Consider the following 18,166-nt stretch of genomic DNA (forward strand, 5'->3'; position numbering starts at 1 on the left):
TTCATGCCCGGTAAAGCCGCCGTCACCGGAGAGGCCCCGAGCGCCATGGTGAGCACTATCGACGACACCCGCTTCGCGGAACGCACCCCGCAGGGCCGTCTCACCGCGCAGCGCGGGCTCTACGCCGGCCCGGCCCCCATCGTCAGCAAGGACCTCTACGCCGAGCTCGAATGGGGCACCGCCGTGCGCGACCGCGCGGGCATCGCCATCGAGCAGGCGTCGAAGGTGTCCGGCAACACCTATTTCGGGCGCTTCCCCGCGAGCTACTGGCAGCGCTGGACCGACGTGACCGAGGTCCAGGTCGAGGCCGTCGTCACCGGTGACGGCCAGCTGTCCGTCGGTGCCTCCGACATCGAGGGCGACGCGCGCGTGGTCGCCGCCGAGATCGTCGCGGGCGCGAAGCAGCAGAAGGTGACGCTCACCGCGAAGCTCGACAAGTTCTACGACGGCGGCGCGCTCTGGCTCGACCTCGAAACCGAGGGCGGCCAGTCGCTGCGGGTCGAGAACGTCCGCTGGACGGTCGAAGCGCCGGAGAAGATCCGCCCGACCGCGGTGACCATCTGCACGATGAACCGTGCCGACGACTGCCTGTCGAACCTGCAGGCGCTCGCCGCCGACGTCTCCTCGCTGGAGACGCTCGACGCGATCTACGTCGCCGACCAGGGCACCGACCTCGTCGAGTCGCGCGACGGCTTCGAGCAGGTCACGAAGGACCTCGGCGACAAACTGCACTACATCAAGCAGCCGAACCTCGGCGGCGCCGGCGGGTTCACCCGCGGCCTCTTCGAGGTCGCCGGGCACACCGAGACCGAGCACGCGAACGTCCTGTTCATGGACGACGACGTGCTGCTGGAGCCGGATCTGGTGATCCGGATGACCGCGTTCTCCAACCGCACGGTCAACCCGGTCATCGTCGGCGGGCAGATGCTGAACCTGCTGCACCCGAACCAGCTGCACGTCGGCGCCGAATACGCCCGGCTGAACACCCTGGAACCCGGCCAGCCGGTGCAGCACTCGCTGTCGACCGCCGACCTGCTCGGCGTCGACGAGGAGACCCTCAAGCCGAACCGCCAGGAACGCCGCCTCGACGCCGGGTACAACGGCTGGTGGTCGTGCCTGATCCCGTACGAGGTCGTCAAGGCCACGGGCTACCCGCTGCCGTTCTTCTTCCAGTGGGACGACGCGGAGTACAGCTACCGCGCCCGCGCGCACGGCTTCCCCACCGTCACCCTTCCGGGCGCCGGCGTCTGGCACGCCGACTTCCACTGGAAGGACTGGGACGAGTGGCACCGCTACTTCAACCTGCGGAACTCGATCATCACCGCCGCGCTGCACTCGCCGTTCAACCTGAACCTGCTCTCGCGCGTGCTCATCGCGCAGCTGGTCCGGTACCTGCTCGGCATGCAGTACGGCCTGTCCGCCACGCTGATCAAGGCCGTCGAGGACTTCCTCGAGGGGCCGGAGGTCCTGCGTGACGGCGGCGTCGCCGCGATGAAGGAGATCCGCCGGATCCGCGACGAGTACCCCGAGACCAAACGGCACAAGGCCACCGACGTCCCGGGCATCGCGTCGAACGACATCGGCATCATCAACAGCGCGCCGCGGCCCAGCATGCAGCGTCTGGTGCTGATCAAGCGGATCCTCGACCGGGTACTCGGCCGCAGCCGCCACTCGCTCGGCGCGATCCCGATCGACGAAGCCCACTGGTGGCACGTCGCGACCTTCGACACCGCCGTCGTCACCGACGCTTCGCAGGAAGGCGTGCGGGTCCGCTCGTACGACCGCGCGAAGATGTTCGACCTGGCGCGCCGGGGCGCGAAGGTGATCCAGCGGCTCCGCAAGGAAGGCGCGGCGGTGCAGGAGCAGTACAAGCGCTCCATGCCCGAGCTGACCTCGCGGGAGAACTGGAAGCGGCTCTACGAGCTGTAGGCCCGCTTCGCACACTTGGCGTGAGATGAAAGGCCCCTTCATTGCAAAATTTGCAATGAAGGGGCCTTTCATCTCACTCGGGCCCCGGTACCGCTCGCGAAGTGCTCCCAATGTGGCATTGGGGACACTCAACGACCCCAATGCCACATCGGGAGCGCTCGAGGCCCTCGAAAAAGGGAGCAAGGGACCTTTAGTATCGCTAGCTTTCCTAGCGGCGCTAGACCCACGAAGGTTCAAGTAAGGGTAGCCTTACCGGCATGACGGATCTGGTCGCCCGCGCCCACGCTCTCGCCGATGATCTCCTCTTCCCGGCAGCCACCGAAGTCGACACCAAGGGCGAAGTCCCTTCAAGCCACTTCGACGCCCTCGCCGCCGAAGGCTTCTACGGCCTCGCGGCGCCGAAGGAAGCAGGCGGTCCGGGCGCCGACCTCCCGACGATCGTCCAGGTCCTCGAAGTCATGGCGGGCGGCTGCCTCAGCACGATGTTCACCTGGATCCAGCACCACGGCCTGGTCGCGGCACTGAGCCAAGCCGACAGCGCCGAACCGCGCGATCGCTACCTCCCGGCGCTGATCAGCGGAGAACTCAAGGCAGGCGCCGCGTTCGCCGCGGTGATCCCGACCCCGCCCAGGCTGCGCGCGGAACGCGTCGACGGCGGCTACCTGCTCGACGGCGAGGCCCCGTTCGTCAGCGGCTGGGGCGTCATCGACCTGCTCCAGCTCTGCGCCCGGGACGGCGACACCGTCATCAGCGCGATCATCGACCCGGTGGCGGGGGAGCGGCTGGAGGTCCGGCCGCTCGACCTCGTCGCGGCGCAGGGCACGTCCACCGTGCACCTCGGCTTCACTCGCTACTTCCTCGCCGACGAACGCGTCTACGGGAAGACCCCGCACGCGGACTTCGTCGCGGGCAACACCTTCGCGTCCCGGCTCAACGGCTGCGCGCCCCTCGGCTTGGCCGCCCGCGCCGCGAGGCTCATCGAGGATCTCGGCAAGGCCGACGTCGCCGCCGGGATCCGGGCCGAGATCGACGCCGTCCGCGGGCGGCTCGACGCGGCGCTCGCCGATCCGCCGTCGCTGCCCGCGGCCAGGGCGGCGGGCGCGGAGCTCGCGTTCCGGGCCGCGGGCGCGCTGGTCGCGGCCAACGGCAGCACGTCGGTACTCGCCGGACGACACCCCCAGCGGCTCGTCCGGGAAGCCACCTTCCTGCTGGTCGCCGCCAGCCGCCCGGAGATCAAAACCGGTCTGCTGGAGCTTTTCTCCCGGAACTAGTGGAGACCGAATACACGGGTCTTGCGGTTCAGGTCGTCGATGTAGGCGGCGGCGACGTGGGAGAAGTTGATCGCCACCTCGGAGTCGTCCCTCGTCTGGATCGTCTGCACCGAACCGGTGCGGACGAAATGCGAGAGATCCTTGGTCAGCCGTTCGGTTTCTTCCGTCGTGAGCGCGAAGAGCAGCGGCTCTCCGCCGGTGGCGAGATGGAGGACGAGCGCGGGTTTCTGGTCTGCCATGAATCCATCGCACCAGCCTTGATCACAACCGGGCAAGCGGGTTCGCTGCGGGCGTATCGGGCGAGTGGACTACGTTCATCCCCGACGGACAAGACACCCGCGGGGGGAAATGGCGATGCCGCATTCGTTTTCGTTGTCGCTGGCGGCGGTGGACATCCTGCTCGAATACGGCCGGTTGGGGACGGCGCCCGCCCCGTTCGAAGTCCCGCACATGGGCACGACGACCGATCAGCGCGCGATGGTGCGCGAGGCCGTCTTCCGCGATCTCGAGGGCCGCGGCCTGATGCGCGGCGGCAGGCTCGACGCCGACGTCGAACTCGCGCTCGCCACTTTCGTCAACCCGCAGCTGGCCGTCTGGACGGTCGCGCAGATGGACAACGACAAGCAGCTGTTCGCGCGGGCGACGACGAACGGGCAGTTCGCGGTCGTCGTGCGCCAGGACGAAAACCTGCTCGTGTTCGAGGAGACCAGGCCGACCGCGATCGTCGCGTCGATCGTCGATCTGCTGCCGCTCACCCCGGCGGGCCCCGGCCAGTCGGTCACCATCGCGAAGCCCGCCCGCGCGCCGAAGCGTGCTCGGAACGACGACGCGTACGACCCCTTCGCCCAGGTCAGCGGTCCCCGTTCCCACGGGTCGAATCCGCAGCAGCGGCATGTGGAGCGGATCTTCGAGAAGCCGATGAAGCGAGTGGGCCAGTTCAGCGTGTACATCCGCGGCGGCCAGGTGTTCCCGCCGCTGGCGTGGTTCGACACCGAAGCCGGCCGGTTCATGATGACGTCGCGCCAGGCGGCCGACGGGCAAAGCTGGCTGACTTACGCTCCCGCCGACAACGCGAGGATCGCGCAACAGCTGTATGCCCAGCTCGAGGGCCAGTTCTGAACCGTGGGGAACCGGGCAGACGCCCGTTTCGTCACAGTTCCGGAGATCTTCGGTGATCGGTGAATCACCGTTGCGCTGGGTGCTCGGCTAGTAGACTGCCGGGCGATACGGGCGAGCAGACGATGCAGTGGGGCGGGCGATGGCTTTCGAAGCGGACGGCGGACAGGCGGCACCGGACTTCTCGATCGGCTCCGCCATGGGCGCGGCGGCCAACTACGTCGCGATGGGCGGTCTGAACGCGGCCGCGATCGCCCAGGTGAGCGCCGAGACCCAGAAGCTGGTCTCGGCCGCCAAGGGCGGCGGTTTCAAGATCACCGAGGAAGGCGTCAAGCCGCTCCTCCAGGCGGTGCGCGACATGGCGAAAGAGCTCAACAGCCTGGAAAGCAAGACGGTCCACCTTTCCCAAGCGCCGCAACTCGGCGACCACCCGTACGGCAGGGCCGTCGCCGCCCACGACCACAAGGGTGCCGCCCAGTCGGCCAATTCGGCGAGTGCGGTGATCGGTCAGTTCCGGCAGGTGGTCCTGGACACCGAAGAAGCACTGTTACGGGCCTCAGGGCAGTACAAGAAGAAAGAACAAGACACGGTCGAGGCGCTCGATCGGCTCAAGGGCTGAGGCGGAATGAAGAAGCTGCTCCTCGTACCGCTGACCGCGGCCGCGTTCGTGCTCGCGGCCTGTTCCACCGAAAAGCCGGGCACCCCCTCCGCGGCGCCGTCGTCGCCCGCGCAGGGCGGCGAGTCCACCGCCCCGACGACGGCCACCGGTGGTGCCGATCCCGCGTCGATCGATCCGTGTTCGCTCTTCGGCGCGGCCGATCTCGCGTCGTTCGGCACTTTCGAGCCACCCGTCCCCGGGAACGTGGGCGGTGCCCGCGGCTGCGAGTTCACCAAGGACTCCCAGACGGCGGCTGACAGCGTCACCCTCAGCGTCGGCGTTCGTGACAAGCAGGGGATCGACAGTGTCGTCGACGGCGGGAACGGCAAGACCACCGGCAACGTCAACGGACGCAAAGCCGTGCTCGTCCCGAAACCTCCCGGCAGCTGTCTGATGGCGCTCGAAATCAGTGCCTCGGCGCGGGTCGACCTCGTGGTCGTCAGCACGGATCCGGAGAAGTCGTGCGGGATGGCGGAGAAGATCGCCGACATCGTCGAACCGAAGCTTCCGAAGGGCTAGGGGGACAGGATGACCACGAACAAGGCTCATGTGACCGAGGAAGAGTATGTCGCGGGTCTCTCGCCCCAAGCCCGGGATCAGTACTACCAGGACAAGGCGAGCGGAGAGGCAGGCGACGGTCCGTTCGCGATCTTCCAGCGGTTGATCGCTCAGGGCAAAGCCCAGCAGCATTCCGAAAACGTCGGGGACAAGACCGTCGACGAGCTGACCAAGAACAAGGACGTCAAGTACGTCGAGGGGCTCGAGCCGCCCAACGGCGACTACCTCGGCTACGACCACCAGAAGCTCGAACAGTTCGTCAACAGCAACCTGAACGTCGAACAGGTCTCCGAGGTCTCGACCGCGTACCACGACATCCACAAGGCCTTCGACACGTTCTCGAGGACGATGGACCAGGCCGTCACCGCCTCCCAGGGCACCTGGGAAGGTGACGCGGCCGGCAACGCGCAGGGCTATTTCAAGAGCCTCAGCAAGTGGTCGGAGTCGAACTCCCAGAACGCGAAGCTCGCCTCCGAAACGATCTACGACCAGGGCACCGCGGCTTCCACGGTGAAGAACACGATGCCCAAACCGATCCCCTTCGACTGGAAGGACGAGGTCGGGGGGTGGATGACGTCGAACCCGTTCAATCTCGGTGACAACATCGACAAGTCCATCCAGAAGCAGAAGGACAGCCAGGAGGCGCACACCCAGGCGGCCTCCGCCATGAACAGCTACGACAAGTCCTTGTACGAGGCCGCGTCGAAGCAGCCGGCGTTCGCCGAGCCGCCGAAGTTCGGCGAGGGCGGCGGTGGCGGTATCGACGACCCGGGCAAGCGGCAGCCGTACCAGGTTCCGCCCGGCTCGAACACGCCCGGCTCCAACAACCCCGGCAACACCTACATCCCGCCCGGCAGCGGTGGCGGGGGTAGCGGCGGTGGTGGCGGCGGTGGCGGCGGCTACGGCTCCAACCTGCCTGGTCCGGGCAGCACCACGGGGTCCGGCAGCCTGCCGTCGGGTACGACGCCGTCCGGCTTCCAGAACGGGCCGGCGCCGATCACCACACCCGGCCCCAACAACAACACCGCGATGCCGATGAGCCCCATGCCGATGGCGCCGCCCATGATGGGCGGCGGCATGGGCGACTCGGAGTACAACAGCCGAAGCGGCCGTGGTGGCGGCGGAGGCGGGTTCGGTCCCGGTAGCGGCGCGGGTTCCACGCCCGGTTCGGGTTCCGCGTCCGGCGCGGCCCGGCCCGGTGGTGTCGGCGCGGCCGAATCGGCGGCAGGCCGCGGGATGGGTGGCCTCGGCGGTGGCGCCGCCGGTCGTGGCGGACCCGGGATGGGCGGCGGCATGGGTGGCCGCGGTCAGCAGGCCGACGGGGACGAGGACACCGAGCACCAGCGTCCGACGTACCTCGTCGAGGGCGACCCGGACGAGGTCTTCGGGACCGACATGCGCACCGCGCCGCCGGTCATCGGCGAATAGGGCAGCGCCTCGACGGAAGTGAGATGAAAGGCCCCTTCATTGCAAAATTTGCAATGAAGGGGCCTTTCATCTCAAGTGGGGGACCGCCTCAGTAGCGGTAGAACTTCTCCGCGCGGCCCTGGCGCACCAGTTTGAGCCACTGCAGGAACGCCTTCGGGTCCCGTTTGACCCCGATGAAGTACAGCCCGAACCGCACCACTTCGAGCGCGCCGATCTTGCGCATACCCGGCTGCGACAGCAGATATCCGCGGTTGCGGTAGGTGTAGTAGCGCTTGACCTCGTTCTCCGGGTCCTGCGCGTGGAACCGGCCGCCCAGCATCGGCTTGAACTCGTCCGAGCCGTCCGGGTGCAGGTACGCGGTCTTGAGCGAGGTGCCGAACGGCAGCCCCGAACGCACCAGGCGCCGGTGCAGTTCGACCTCGTCGCCGCGGAAGAACAGCCGCAGATCGGGCACGCCGACAACGTCCAAAGTGGACGCGCGGAACAACGCGCCGTTCATCAGCGAGGCGATACCGGGCAGGAAGTCGGTGCCCAGTTCCGCCGACGAACGCTTCCAGGTCAGCCCTCGCCGCAACGGGAAAGCGAGCTTGTCCGGCGCGTCGATGTTGGTCACCACGGGGGAGATCTCGGCCAGATCCCGCTTTTCGGCCTCGTCCAGCAGGATCGCGAGGACGTTCTCGTCGGCGGGGCGGCCGTCGTCGTCGGCAAGCCAGATCCAGTCCGCGCCGAGGGAGAGCGCGTGCAGCATGCCGAGCGCGAACCCGCCGGCGCCACCGAGATTGCGGTGCGAAGGCAGGTACGTGAACGGAAGCGGGAAGTTCTCGACGATGTCCCGCGCCGACTTGTCCGGTCCGTTGTCGACCACGACGAGGTGGTCGACCGGTCGCGTCTGCGCGGCGATCACCTTGAGCGAGTCCGCGAGCAGTTCCCGGCGATGGCGCGTGACGACGACGCCGACGACGGCGCCTTCGGGCAACTGCCGGGTCTCGCTGGTCATCCTTGGCCACCGTTCGTCAGCGACACGGGCTCCGGGTCGGCCGCGACGCCGAACCGCTCCAGTGTCTCCTTGCTCATGTTCTCGAACGGGTCGCGCCCCTTGTAGCCGGTGAGCACCTCGCGCAGCGAACCGCGCTGCTTGACGTGCCCCTCGTCCATCCAGATGGCGGAGTCGCAGAGCTCGAAGAGGAACTCGTCCGAGTGGCTGGCGAACACCAGGATGCCCGACCGCTTCACGAGATCCTTGAGCCGGTCCTTCGCCTTGTTGAGGAACGCCGCGTCGACCGCGCCGATGCCCTCGTCGAGGATCAGGATCTCCGGGTCGATCGAGGTGACCACGCCCAGCGCCAGGCGCACCCGCATACCGGTCGAGTAGGTCCGCAGCGGCATCTGGAGGTAGTCGCCGAGTTCGGTGAACTCGGCGATGTCGTCGACGCGGGCTTCCATCTGCTTCGCGGTCATCCCGAGGAACAGGCCGCGGATGATGATGTTCTCCATCCCGGAGATCTCCGGGTCCATGCCGATGCCGAGGTCGAAGACCGGTGCGATCTTGCCCGTGATCCTCGCCGAGCCGCGGGTGGGCTCGTAGATGCCGGACAGCAGCCGCAGCAGCGTCGACTTCCCGGCGCCGTTGTGGCCGACGAGGCCGACCCGGTCGCCTTCGTTGAGCTGGAGGCTCACGTCGTGCAGGGCTTCGATGATCGGCACCTTGCTTTCGGTGCCGATCTTGCCGCCGACCTTGCCCAGCACCTTTTTCTTCATGGAGCGGGTCTTCGCGTCGAAAATGGGGAAGTCGACGTAGGCGTTGTGCACATCAATGCTGACCATCTGTCACACCCAATAAGAGACGCGGGAACGGTAATTGCGCATCGCGACCAGCGCGAGGCCCCAGCCGACGACCGTGATGCCGAGCACCACGTACCAGCTGTTGATGCTGACGGCCTGGCCGATCAGTGGCGCGCGCACGATCTGGATGAAGTGGAAGAGCGGGTTGCCGTAGACGTACGGCAAAGCCCACGAAACGCCGTCACGGGCGCCGCCCGCCATCAGCTGGTCGATCGGCCAGACGATCGGCGTCATGTAGAAGAGCAGCTGGATCAGCGAGTTGATCACCTGCGGGATGTCGCGGTAGCGGGTCGAGATGATGCCCAGCAGCAGGGTGACCCAGCCGGCGTTCAGCGCGAGCACCAGGATGCCGGGGATCGCGCTCAGCGAGTACCAGCCGAGCCCGGGGTGGCACAGCGCGCCGTTGACGCACGCGCCGCTCATCGCGTACGGCTGGTCCAGGCTGGTGAAGAAGATCGCGACCACGATCACGTAGACGATCAGGTTGTGCGCCAGCATCAGCGTCTGGCGCCAGACCGTCCGCAGCACGTACACCGAAAGCGGTGCCGGGAGCTGTTTGATCAGCCCCTCGTTGGAGATGAAGGTCTCCATTCCCTCGGACAGGCAACCGCTGATGAAGCCCCAGATGATGAAACCGGTGCTGATGTAGGGCAGGAACGTCGCCGTCGGCAGGTTGAACAACTGTGAGTACAGGAGTCCGAGGCCCAGCGCGATGATGCCCTGGCTGATGGTGATCCAGAACGGGCCGATCACCGAGCGGCGATAGCGCTGCTTGATGTCCTGCCAGCCGAGGTGTCCCCACAGCTCTTTGGCGGCGAAACCGGTCTTGATGTCGGCGAACGCGCGCGAAAAGGTCTTGCTGTCCGAAATCGGCGGAACCGAGGTCGGCGCAGCACCGTCGGCGGCGTGAACCGTGCTGGTGGCATGCACGGGAACGAGGGTACCGATGGGGCCGGTGCTGCCTGGGCCGCCCCGCCCGACCACGGAAAGCTACCGTCGGATTCGCACCCGAACGCGGTGCGTGTGCTGGTACTTTCTGCCCTCATGACTGCTGCACTCGGCGAGGCGAGCCTGATGGTCAATCTGCTCGCCGCGTACGCCGACCGGCCGGAGCCTCGTTCGGTGGCCGTGGTCGGGAATCAGCCGCTGCCGCCGGACCCCCGGCGGGCGAAGGCCATCGACGCCTGCGACCTCGTGATCCGCGTCAACGGCTTCGTCGTGGACGAGCCGGGCGGCCCCGAAGCCGTCGGCAGCCGGGTGCACGTCGTCGTGTTCAACCGCGCCGTCCGCGCCACCAAGCACGTCTTACGTGACTACCGCAAGCGGCTCTACCTGCTGGTCGAGCCGGGCCGGATGCACTGGGAGCCCGAAGACATCCCGGGCTGGTGGCCCGCGGACCTCGGTTACGTGCCGGTGCCGAACCGCGAGGTCGTCCTGCCGCTTTCGGACGCGCTCGGCCTGCCGAGCCGCGAACAGGGCCTGTGGTCGACCACCGGCACGCTGGCCGCCTGGATCGCGCGGACGTCTTTCCCGCACGCCAATCTGGTCCTGTCCGGGTTCTCGTTCATCGACGACCCCGACCAGACACACTGGGAGCACGCCGCGGGCGACTCCTGCATCGTCGGCCCCGAACACCAGATCGCCGCCGAGGGCAGGCTGCTGGACTCCTGGACGAAGACCGGCGACACCGAACTCCTGCGCTGAACTCCCAGCCAGCCCACTCCGAGAAGGAACCACCCCATGGCAGTGCAGAAACTCCGCAGCGGCGTGATCGGCCGGATCGCCCGGCTCATCGACTTCCGGATCGACGAGCGGCTTCGCGACCTCAACGGGCGCGTCAACGACCTCGAACACGCCACCGCGGACCACCGGCGCCGGCTCGACGGCGCCGAGAGCGGCATCGAGGGCGCGCGCGGCGACCTGCGCTGGACCCGCGCCGAGCTCGACCGCCTCATCCCGAGCGTCGCGGCCCAGGAGGCCCAGCTGGAGGATCTGCGCGAGTCGCTGTCGCTGCCGGCGCACGCCGACAAGCCCGAACTGGCCGAGGCGCGCAGCCTGATCCAGGAGATCCAGCGTCAGCACGCCCAGATCCGCGTCCGGCTCGCCGGGATCGCCCGGTACGAGGACCGGCTGCGCCGGATCGAAGACCGCCAGCGCGACACCATCGAGCAGGCTCAGTAGCCCGTGCCTGCCCGAAAGGCCACGGAAGCCGACGCGGGGCTGCTGCTCGCCTGGCGGAACGACCCTCGCACCCGTCAGGCGTCCCGTTCGACCGGCGTGATCACGCTCGAAGAACATTCCGCCTGGCTGCGCGGGGTGCTGGCGTCACCGGACAGGGAGCTGTACGTCGTCGAATTCGACGACGTCCCGGTCGGCACCGTCCGGTTCGACCGCGAGGACGAGGGTGTCTGGGAGGTCAGCATCACCCTCGCGCCGGAAAGCCGGGGACACGGTCTGTCGGGCGCGGTGCTGGCGGAAGGCGAACGAGCCGTGACCGCGAGCCATCCCGTGCGGGTCGTCGTGGCCGCGGTGCACCGGGACAACGCGGCGTCGGCCGCGCTCTTCGACCGGGCGGGGTACGCCGAGACCGCGCCTGCCGTCGACGGTTTCCGGAAGCTGCGTAAGACTGTGTCCTGACCAGACCGTCGTCAGGGAGGCGTTTCGTCCATGTCAGCACAGGAAGTCCGGATCGGCGCGCACCGCATCGGGGCCGGGCATCCGCCGTTCGTCATCGCCGAAATGTCCGGTAACCACAACGGTGAGCTGGAGCGGGCGCTCGAAATCGTCGACGCGATCGCCGAAACCGGCGCGCAGGCGGTCAAACTCCAGACCTACCGGCCGGACACGATCACCATCGACGTCGACGCCCCCGCTTTCCGCGTCAGCGACTCGCATTCGCTGTGGGGCGGCGAGAACCTCTACAAGCTCTACGAGCGCGCCCACACGCCGTGGGAGTGGCACGAGCCGCTGTTCGAGCGCGCCCGCGCCCATGGCCTCGAAATCTTCTCCAGCCCCTTCGACCCCACCGCCGTCGACCTGCTGGAGTCGCTGGACGCGCCCGCGTACAAGATCGCGTCGTCGGAGATCGTCGACCTGCCGCTGATCGAACTGTGCGCGAAAACCGGCAAACCGCTGATCATCTCGACCGGGATGGCCAGCGTCGCCGAGATCGACGCGGCGGTCCGGACCGCGCGTGAGGCGGGCAACGACCAGCTGATCGTGCTCGGCTGCACCGCCAGCTACCCGGCGTCGCCCAGCGAGAGCAACCTGCGTGGCCTGCCGGTCCTGGCAGGCGTGACCGGGACGCTCGTCGGCCTGTCCGACCACACCCCAGGGATCGGCGCCCCGCTGGCGGCCGTCGCGCTCGGCGCCGTCGCCATCGAAAAGCATGTGACGCTGGCCAGGAGCGACGGCGGCGTCGACTCGGAGTTCTCCCTGGAGCCCGCCGAACTGGCCGCGCTGGTCACCGAATCGCACCGCGCCTGGGAAGCGCTGGGCGCGGCGGTGATCGGGCCGCGTGAGAGCGAGAAGGAAGGCCTGCGGTTGCGGCGTTCCCTTTACGTCGTCGAGGACGTGCGCGCCGGGGACACGGTGACGCGGGAGAACGTGCGCTCGATCCGGCCCGCCGGTGGGCTGGCGCCCGCCGAGATCGTGAACGTGCTCGGCCGCACCTTCGCCTCCGACGTCCCGAAGGGCACCGCGCTCACCTGGGGCCTGATCTAGGGAGTGGCTGAAGGGCGCTTTGGTCCGTGAAGGCCTCCTTGAGGGACTCTGGGTCCCTCAAGGAGGCCTTCACGGACTTCTGACAGGGCCCGAATCGGGCACTGCCACCTCGGACCGTCCCCTGTGGACAGTCGAGAAGCCATGCGGCCAGGGTCCCCTTCAGCTCTAGCCGAAGAAGGCGTGGACCTCGTCGATGACGCGGTCCACGTCGGCGTCGGTCAGCGCCGGGAACAGCGGCAGCGAAAGCTCCTGGCTGTAGTACAGCTCCGCGTTCGGGCACATCCCGCGCCGGTGACCGAGGTCCTCGAACACCGGGTGCCAGTACGCCGGGATGTAGTTGACCTGCACGCCGATTCCCTTGCCGCGCAAGTGATCGAACATCGCGCGACGGCGTCCTTCGAGGACTCGCAGCGGGTACAGGTGCCACACCGGGTCCGCGCCTTCACGCACCGCGGGCGTCAGGACGCCGTCCAAAGAGGACAGTGCGGCGGTATAGCGCGCGTGGATCTCCGCGCGGCGTTTCTTGAACTCGGCGAGCCGGCGCAGCTGACTGCTTCCCAAGGCGCACAACACGTCCGGCAGCCGGTAGTTGAGGCCGAACTCGTGCACCTCCTGATGCCACGCGCCCTCGTCCGGATAACGCTGCGCCGCCTTGTCCCGCACCAGACCGTGATTGCGGAAACCGCGGGCCCGCGCCAGCAGCTCGTCCGAAGCGGCGACGACCGCGCCACCCTCGGCAGTGGTGAGGTTCTTGGTGGGGAAGAAGGAGAACGTCGTGAGGTCGGCGAGCGAGCCGACCGGCCTGCCCTGCCAGCTTCCGCCGACGGAATGCGCGGCGTCCTCCAGCAGCAGCGCGCCGTTGTCGTGCGCGATCCGGCCGAGCTCGTCCAGCTCGGCGGGGTGGCCGGCGTAGTCCACGGCGGCGACGACCTTGGTCCGCGCGGTCACGGCCGCGGAAGCCGCGGCCGGATCGAGGTTGCCGGTGTCCGCCTCGACATCGGCGAACACGACCTTGCCACCCAGCAGCACCGCGGTCGCGGCGGTGGCGACGAACGTCATCGGCGAGGTGACGACCTCGTCGCCAGGGCCGATCCCGGCCGCCGCGTAGGCGACGTGCAACGCGGCCGTGCCCGATGTCACGGCCACCGCGGGCGTGCCACCGGTGTGCTCGGCGAGGTCTTCTTCGAAGCGCGTGACGGCGGGGCCGGTGGTCAGCCAATCGCCGCGCAGCACCTCGGTGACGGCGGCGATGTCCTCGTCCGAAACGGATTGACGGCCGTAGGGAAGGAAGTCACCCATACTGCTCGACCAGGTCGCGCAGCTCGTCCGCGTCGAGCCACAGGTCGTTGGTGTCCGAGCGGTAGGCGAAGTTCTCCGGCACGGCCTCGCCGCCCGTCGGCGGCTCGTAGCCCCAGCCCGCGATATGCGGCTGCACCACGTACCGGTCGCTCAGCCGCACGGTCCGGCGGGCGTCGTCGGGGGCGATCATCTCTTCGTGCAGCTTCTCGCCGGGCCGGATGCCGACCTCGTGCATCGGCGAACCGGGCGCGATCGCCTGCGCGAGATCGACCAGCCGCATGCTCGGGATACGCGGCACGTACAGCTCGCCGCCGTTCATCTGGTCGAACGAATCGATCACGAACTGCACGGCCTGCGGGAGCGTGATCCAGAAGCGGGTCATCTCCTTGTGCGTGATCGGCAGCGACTCGCCCTTGGCCGCGAGCGCGCGGAAGAACGGGATCACGCTGCCGCGCGAGCCCATCACGTTGCCGTAGCGGACCACGGAGAACCTGGTCGGATGCGTCGCGGCGTAGTGGTTCGCGCTGATGAACATCCGGTCGGCGCACAGTTTCGTGGCGCCGTAGAGGTTGATCGGGCTGGACGCCTTGTCCGTAGACAGCGCGACGACCTTCTTGACGCCCGTGTCGATCGCGGCCTCGATGACATGCTGCGAGCCGACGACGTTGGTCTGCACGAATTCGAACGGGTTGTACTCGCCCGTGTCGACCTGCTTGAGCGCCGCGGCGTGCACCACGTAGTCGACGCCGTGCATCGCGCGCTCGAGGCGGCGGCGGTCCCGGATGTCGCCGATGAACCAGCGCAGCCTCGGGTCGTTGTCGAACTGCTGCCGGGCTTCGTACTGCTTGAGCTCATCGCGGGAGAGCACGACCAGCCGTCGCGGGTTCAGCTCGGCCAGGGCGTAGGTGATGAACGCCTTGCCGAACGAACCGGTCCCGCCGGTGAGCAGGATGCTGGAGCCATCCAGCTCGGACATCGTTGACCTCCGCGTTTCGGTGCTACTGCCGCACGACATCATGTCACCCATGGATGCAGACCCCGGGGCCCACGTGGTCAACGCCGTCATCCAGGCACGCGCGTCGTCCACCCGGCTACCTGGCAAAGTCCTCCGTCCGCTGGCGGGCCGGAGTGTGCTCGGCTGGGTCGTCCGCGCGGCGGCGGCTTCGCCGGGGATCGACAACGTCGTGGTCGCGACGTCGGCCGAGGCCGACGACGACGCGGTGGCCGAGGAGGCCGCCCGGCACGGTGCCCTGGTCGCCAGAGGGCCCCTCGACGACGTCCTCGCGCGCTTCGCGGTCGCTGTCGAGTCGTACCCGGCCGACGCCGTGGTGCGGCTCACCGCCGACTGCCCGCTGCTGGACCCCGGGCTCATCGGCCAGCTCGTGGCGCAGTGGCGCGCGCAGCCGTCGCTGGACTATCTGAGCACCGTGCTGGTGCGCACCCTGCCGCGTGGTTTCGACGCCGAACTCGTGCGCACCGGGGTGCTCGTCGAACAGGTCGAAACCGCCCGCGGCGCCGATCGCGAGCATGTGACTTCGGGCATCTACGCGAAGCCGGAGCGGTATTCCTGCGCCGGGATCGTCGTGAGCCCGCCCGCCGACGACCTGCGCGTGACCTTGGACACCCCCGAGGACTGGGCGGTCATCGAAGGGATCGTGGCCGAACTGGGCGACCGAGTCGGCGACTGGCGCGAGGTGGTCTCCGTCCTGCGCGCACGGCCCGAGCTGGCGGAGCTCAACGCGCACGTCGAGCAGAAGAAGGTCGCCCGATGACCCGGCTGCTGCTCCGGGCCGACGCCTCGCCGTCGATCGGCGCCGGCCACGTCTCGCGCATGGTCGCCTATGCCGAACGCGCCGTCGCGCGAGGCTGGGAGGTCGTTTTCTCGGGCCGGGTGGACAACGCCGAGTGGCTGGCCGCCCGGTTCGGTGAGCTGTCGGTTCCGGTGGTGCCGTCGGTGCCCTTCGAGGGTTTCGACGCGGTGGTCGTCGATCACTACGGTCTCGGCGAAGTGCGCGAAGAGGTCAACGCCGCGGGCGCGCTGCTGGTCTCCATCGAGGACGACGTGTTCGGCAGGCGCGCGGCGGACCTTGTCGTCGACTGCGCCTTCGAACCAGGGCCGAGGCCGGATGACGGATCGGGGGAGTTGCTGCGTGGTGTGCGATACGCGCCGCTGCGCGAAGCCGTCGTGCAGGCGAGGGAAAAGCGTTCCGAGCGACGATCCGACGGCGAACGACCGCGGGTCACCGTGGTGCTCGGCGGCGGCGCGGAATGGGCCGAAACGGTCAGCGCCCTCTTGCGAGCCCTTCGCGACACTCGGCTGCCTTTCGAAGCCGACGTGCTCGTACGCGGTGAACCGGCCGTGCCCGAACCGTTGTCCGGGCAGGAGTTCCGGGTCGCGCCGCCCGGGCCGGGGCTGCTCGGCCTGCTGGTGGAAACGGATCTGGCGATCAGCGCGGCCGGGGTGACCCTCCTCGAACTGTGCTGCCTCGGCGTGCCCACCGCGGTCGTCCGCCTGGTCCCGAACCAGGACGCGGGTTACCGGGCGGCGCTCGGTCTCGGGCTGGCGGCCGGGCTGGGCAGCGCGGACGCGCTCGACGGCCACGCCACCGAGACGCTCAGGGGACTGATGTCGGACCCGTCGGCGCGTAACGGTCTTTCCGCGACTTCGATGGCTCTTGTGGACGGGCGAGGTGTGGACCGGGTGCTGGACCGGCTGGAGAAGACGAGGGTGACGGGATGACGACCACGGCGGAGCGAACCGAGGCTGACGCCGTCCCGGAACCGAAGCGACGCCGAGGCCCCCTCGTCGTCCTGCTCGGATTCGGGGCGCTTTTCCTCGTCGGCTGCTGGGCGGCGTGGTTCCTCACCATCGACGACGCCTTCATCACCTTCCGGTACTCGGCGAACATGGCCGACGGCCACGGCCCGGTGTGGAACGTCGGCGAAGACCCGATCGAAGGCTTCACCAACTTCCTCTGGATGCTTTGGCACGTGCCCTTCGCGCTCATCGGAGTGCCGCTGGAGACCGTCGCGAAGGTGACGTCGCTCGTACTGGGAATCGGCATCCTCGTGCTGCTGGTCCGGGCGGGCCACCGCGGCGCGGGCCTGCTCGGCGCGCTCGTGGCGGGCGGCGCGCTGGTGCTCTTCGTGCCGTCCTACTTCCATGTCACCGCCGGCCTGGAGACCATCGCGTTCGCCGCCGTCGTACTGCGGGCCGCGATCGTCGGGGTGAACCTGGTCCAAGGCCGCCCGGTGCGGGTGTGGGAGCCGCCGGTGCTGCTGCTCCTCGCCGGCATGATCCGGCCGGAGGGTGTGCTCGCGACCGTCCCGGCCTTCCTCGTCTGGTGCTGGCTCGGCCGCGGGAGCCGCCGGACCTGGGCGCTGGTGGCCGGAGTGGCCGTCGTCGGCGGCGCGTACTTCGGCTGGCGGTGGAGCTACTTCGGGCACCCGTTCCCGAACACCTTCTACGTCAAGTTCGGCAACCTCGACTCCGGTTCGGTGTGGCTGGAGACGACCGCCTGGCTGGTCGCCCCGCTGCTCGTGCTGACCGCTTTCCTGCTGTTCCGGAAGGCGAGCCGGGGAGCGGGCCTGGTGCTGTGCTCGGTCGTCCTCCTGACCGGGATGACCTACGCGGTGTCCGGACCGACCATGGACTACCTGCACCGGTTCGCCTTCCACGCGTTCCCGGTGCTGTGTCTCGGCGCGGGGCTGGCCATGGCACAGCTCGGCCGCCGGTGGATCGCCGCCGTGACCGGCGCGGTCGCGGTCGGCTGGGTCGCCGTCGCCGGCGCGGAATCGGCGGATCTGCCGGTGATCGCCAACTACGGTCCCGATCTGCAACGCGCCCACGTCGCCATCGGGAAGGGTCTCGCGAACGCCAAGGTGCCCGAGTCGGCGCGCAGTCTCGCGGTCTCCGACGCCGGGGCGATCCCGTACTACAGCGGCTGGAAGTCGATCGACTACATCGGACTGAACGACGAGGCCATCGCCCACGGCGCACCGGTGACCGACGTCGTCAAGGCCGCGCGTCCCACGGTCATCGTGGTCACCGCCCGCGGCCAGGGACAGACCCCCGGCTGGGCGTACGGTCTCATCGTCCCCGACGCGGCCAGGGACTACCAGCTGGTGGCGGACGTCCAGATGCGCGACGGCTACTACCAGGAGGTCCTCGCGCTGCCCGAACACGCGGCGTCGATCCGGGCGGCGGTGGCCGCGTCCGTCGACGAGGCGCAGCGCCGGAACGACCCCGGCCGGTACGAGGACACCATCGATCGCTGGCTCGATCGCCTGCGTGCCCAACTGCCGGGCGGCTGAGGACCGTAGCCGTCCTCGATCGCTCCTA

Annotated in this window: 19 protein-coding genes; 13 read left to right on the forward strand and 6 right to left on the reverse strand. The window is 68.7% G+C overall.

All coding sequences use genetic code 11. The features are described 5' to 3' along the window. Positions 1-3: 3 nt before the first annotated feature. Both DL991_RS02725 and DL991_RS02730 read left to right on the forward strand, forming a co-directional pair. Positions 4-1,929, forward strand: a complete 1,926-nt coding sequence (locus DL991_RS02725; protein ID WP_125780599.1) for a glycosyltransferase — start codon at positions 4-6, stop codon at positions 1,927-1,929. Between the two features lie 257 nt (positions 1,930-2,186). After that, positions 2,187-3,200, forward strand: coding sequence for an acyl-CoA dehydrogenase family protein (locus DL991_RS02730; RefSeq protein WP_125780600.1), 1,014 nt, complete (start codon positions 2,187-2,189; stop codon positions 3,198-3,200). Here DL991_RS02730 and DL991_RS02735 read toward each other — a convergent pair. Continuing rightward, positions 3,197-3,439, reverse strand: a complete 243-nt coding sequence (locus tag DL991_RS02735; protein ID WP_016330689.1) for a hypothetical protein — start codon at positions 3,437-3,439, stop codon at positions 3,197-3,199. The two genes, DL991_RS02730 and DL991_RS02735, sit on opposite strands and share 4 nt — an antisense overlap. Positions 3,440-3,554: 115 nt before the next feature. On the opposite strand from DL991_RS02735, the gene DL991_RS02740 reads away from it, so the two are divergent. The 4 genes from DL991_RS02740 (at position 3,555) to DL991_RS02755 (ending at position 6,960) form a co-directional block, all read left to right on the forward strand. Further along, the gene (locus tag DL991_RS02740) at positions 3,555-4,319 is read left to right on the forward strand and encodes an ESX secretion-associated protein EspG (RefSeq protein ID WP_199753796.1); all 765 of its coding nucleotides are present in this window, start codon (positions 3,555-3,557) and stop codon (positions 4,317-4,319) included. 139 nt (positions 4,320-4,458) lie between these two features. Further along, positions 4,459-4,935 (forward strand): hypothetical protein, encoded by a 477-nt coding sequence (locus DL991_RS02745; RefSeq protein WP_233598648.1) that lies wholly within the window; start codon positions 4,459-4,461, stop codon positions 4,933-4,935. A 6-nt stretch (positions 4,936-4,941) separates the two neighbouring features. After that, positions 4,942-5,493 carry a DUF3558 domain-containing protein gene (locus DL991_RS02750; RefSeq protein WP_125780603.1) on the forward strand — a complete coding sequence of 184 codons (552 nt, stop codon included), beginning with the start codon at positions 4,942-4,944 and terminating at the stop codon, positions 5,491-5,493. Between the two features lie 9 nt (positions 5,494-5,502). Further along, positions 5,503-6,960 (forward strand): hypothetical protein, encoded by a 1,458-nt coding sequence (locus tag DL991_RS02755; protein ID WP_125780604.1) that lies wholly within the window; start codon positions 5,503-5,505, stop codon positions 6,958-6,960. Positions 6,961-7,048: 88 nt separating this feature from the next. On the opposite strand, the gene DL991_RS02760 is transcribed toward DL991_RS02755, so the two are convergent. From DL991_RS02760 to DL991_RS02770, 3 genes are read right to left on the reverse strand one after another with little or no spacing between them, the layout of a single operon-like run. After that, complete coding sequence (locus DL991_RS02760) at positions 7,049-7,957, reverse strand: glycosyltransferase (protein WP_125780605.1); 909 nt, start codon at positions 7,955-7,957, stop codon at positions 7,049-7,051. Next, a complete protein-coding gene (locus DL991_RS02765; protein WP_125780606.1) occupies positions 7,954-8,784 on the reverse strand; it encodes an ABC transporter ATP-binding protein in 831 nt (276 codons plus the stop codon). Before DL991_RS02765 ends, DL991_RS02760 begins: the two co-directional genes overlap by 4 nt. 3 nt (positions 8,785-8,787) lie before the next feature. Further along, on the reverse strand, positions 8,788-9,732 hold the full coding sequence (locus DL991_RS02770) for an ABC transporter permease (RefSeq protein WP_199746218.1): 945 nt from the start codon (positions 9,730-9,732) through the stop codon (positions 8,788-8,790). 144 nt (positions 9,733-9,876) lie between these two features. Here DL991_RS02770 and DL991_RS02775 point away from each other — a divergent pair, with 144 nt between their 5' ends. The 4 genes from DL991_RS02775 to pseI are packed head-to-tail and all read left to right on the forward strand — an operon-like array spanning position 9,877 to position 12,525. After that, positions 9,877-10,506, forward strand: a complete 630-nt coding sequence (locus DL991_RS02775; RefSeq protein WP_125780778.1) for a hypothetical protein — start codon at positions 9,877-9,879, stop codon at positions 10,504-10,506. Positions 10,507-10,542: 36 nt separating this feature from the next. Beyond that, positions 10,543-10,983: a hypothetical protein gene (locus tag DL991_RS02780; RefSeq protein WP_125780607.1), complete on the forward strand. Its 441-nt coding sequence runs from the start codon at positions 10,543-10,545 to the stop codon at positions 10,981-10,983. 3 nt (positions 10,984-10,986) lie between these two features. After that, positions 10,987-11,439: a GNAT family N-acetyltransferase gene (locus DL991_RS02785; protein WP_125780608.1), complete on the forward strand. Its 453-nt coding sequence runs from the start codon at positions 10,987-10,989 to the stop codon at positions 11,437-11,439. A 30-nt stretch (positions 11,440-11,469) separates the two neighbouring features. Next, complete coding sequence (pseI, locus tag DL991_RS02790; RefSeq protein WP_125780609.1) at positions 11,470-12,525, forward strand: pseudaminic acid synthase; 1,056 nt, start codon at positions 11,470-11,472, stop codon at positions 12,523-12,525. Between the two features lie 165 nt (positions 12,526-12,690). Here pseI and DL991_RS02795 read toward each other — a convergent pair whose 3' ends face one another. Then, on the reverse strand, positions 12,691-13,824 hold the full coding sequence (locus tag DL991_RS02795) for a DegT/DnrJ/EryC1/StrS aminotransferase family protein (protein ID WP_125780610.1): 1,134 nt from the start codon (positions 13,822-13,824) through the stop codon (positions 12,691-12,693). After that, a complete protein-coding gene (gene pseB, locus DL991_RS02800) occupies positions 13,817-14,800 on the reverse strand; it encodes a UDP-N-acetylglucosamine 4,6-dehydratase (inverting) (protein ID WP_038507572.1) in 984 nt (327 codons plus the stop codon). The genes DL991_RS02795 and pseB overlap by 8 nt, the downstream gene beginning before the upstream one ends. Positions 14,801-14,849: 49 nt before the next feature. Here pseB and DL991_RS02805 point away from each other — a divergent pair, with 49 nt between their 5' ends. From DL991_RS02805 to DL991_RS02815, 3 genes are read left to right on the forward strand one after another with little or no spacing between them, the layout of a single operon-like run. Next, on the forward strand, positions 14,850-15,596 hold the full coding sequence (locus DL991_RS02805; protein ID WP_125780612.1) for a cytidylyltransferase domain-containing protein: 747 nt from the start codon (positions 14,850-14,852) through the stop codon (positions 15,594-15,596). Then, entirely contained in the window at positions 15,593-16,564 is a 972-nt protein-coding gene (locus tag DL991_RS02810) for a spore coat protein (protein ID WP_125780614.1), read from the forward strand. Before DL991_RS02805 ends, DL991_RS02810 begins: the two co-directional genes overlap by 4 nt. Then, positions 16,561-18,138, forward strand: a complete 1,578-nt coding sequence (locus tag DL991_RS02815; protein ID WP_125780616.1) for a hypothetical protein — start codon at positions 16,561-16,563, stop codon at positions 18,136-18,138. The genes DL991_RS02810 and DL991_RS02815 overlap by 4 nt, the downstream gene beginning before the upstream one ends. The last annotated feature ends 28 nt before the right edge of the window (positions 18,139-18,166 follow it).

Source organism: Amycolatopsis sp. WAC 01375 (assembly GCF_003947325.1).
GTDB lineage: Bacteria > Actinomycetota > Actinomycetes > Mycobacteriales > Pseudonocardiaceae > Amycolatopsis.

Excerpts from the sequence above, each read along its gene's own strand:
- DL991_RS02725 (WP_125780599.1), top strand. The coding sequence starts at position 4 with ATGCCCGGTAAAGCCGCCGTCACCGGAGAGGCCCCGAGCGCCATGGTG.
- DL991_RS02730 (WP_125780600.1), top strand. The coding sequence starts at position 2,187 with ATGACGGATCTGGTCGCCCGCGCCCACGCTCTCGCCGATGATCTCCTC.
- DL991_RS02735 (WP_016330689.1), bottom strand. The coding sequence starts at position 3,439 with ATGGCAGACCAGAAACCCGCGCTCGTCCTCCATCTCGCCACCGGCGGA.
- DL991_RS02740 (WP_199753796.1), top strand. The coding sequence starts at position 3,555 with ATGCCGCATTCGTTTTCGTTGTCGCTGGCGGCGGTGGACATCCTGCTC.
- DL991_RS02745 (WP_233598648.1), top strand. The coding sequence starts at position 4,459 with ATGGCTTTCGAAGCGGACGGCGGACAGGCGGCACCGGACTTCTCGATC.
- DL991_RS02750 (WP_125780603.1), top strand. The coding sequence starts at position 4,942 with ATGAAGAAGCTGCTCCTCGTACCGCTGACCGCGGCCGCGTTCGTGCTC.
- DL991_RS02755 (WP_125780604.1), top strand. The coding sequence starts at position 5,503 with ATGACCACGAACAAGGCTCATGTGACCGAGGAAGAGTATGTCGCGGGT.
- DL991_RS02760 (WP_125780605.1), bottom strand. The coding sequence starts at position 7,957 with ATGACCAGCGAGACCCGGCAGTTGCCCGAAGGCGCCGTCGTCGGCGTC.
- DL991_RS02765 (WP_125780606.1), bottom strand. The coding sequence starts at position 8,784 with ATGGTCAGCATTGATGTGCACAACGCCTACGTCGACTTCCCCATTTTC.
- DL991_RS02775 (WP_125780778.1), top strand. The coding sequence starts at position 9,877 with ATGGTCAATCTGCTCGCCGCGTACGCCGACCGGCCGGAGCCTCGTTCG.
- DL991_RS02780 (WP_125780607.1), top strand. The coding sequence starts at position 10,543 with ATGGCAGTGCAGAAACTCCGCAGCGGCGTGATCGGCCGGATCGCCCGG.
- pseI (WP_125780609.1), top strand. The coding sequence starts at position 11,470 with ATGTCAGCACAGGAAGTCCGGATCGGCGCGCACCGCATCGGGGCCGGG.
- DL991_RS02795 (WP_125780610.1), bottom strand. The coding sequence starts at position 13,824 with ATGGGTGACTTCCTTCCCTACGGCCGTCAATCCGTTTCGGACGAGGAC.
- pseB (WP_038507572.1), bottom strand. The coding sequence starts at position 14,800 with ATGTCCGAGCTGGATGGCTCCAGCATCCTGCTCACCGGCGGGACCGGT.
- DL991_RS02805 (WP_125780612.1), top strand. The coding sequence starts at position 14,850 with ATGGATGCAGACCCCGGGGCCCACGTGGTCAACGCCGTCATCCAGGCA.
- DL991_RS02810 (WP_125780614.1), top strand. The coding sequence starts at position 15,593 with ATGACCCGGCTGCTGCTCCGGGCCGACGCCTCGCCGTCGATCGGCGCC.
- DL991_RS02815 (WP_125780616.1), top strand. The coding sequence starts at position 16,561 with ATGACGACCACGGCGGAGCGAACCGAGGCTGACGCCGTCCCGGAACCG.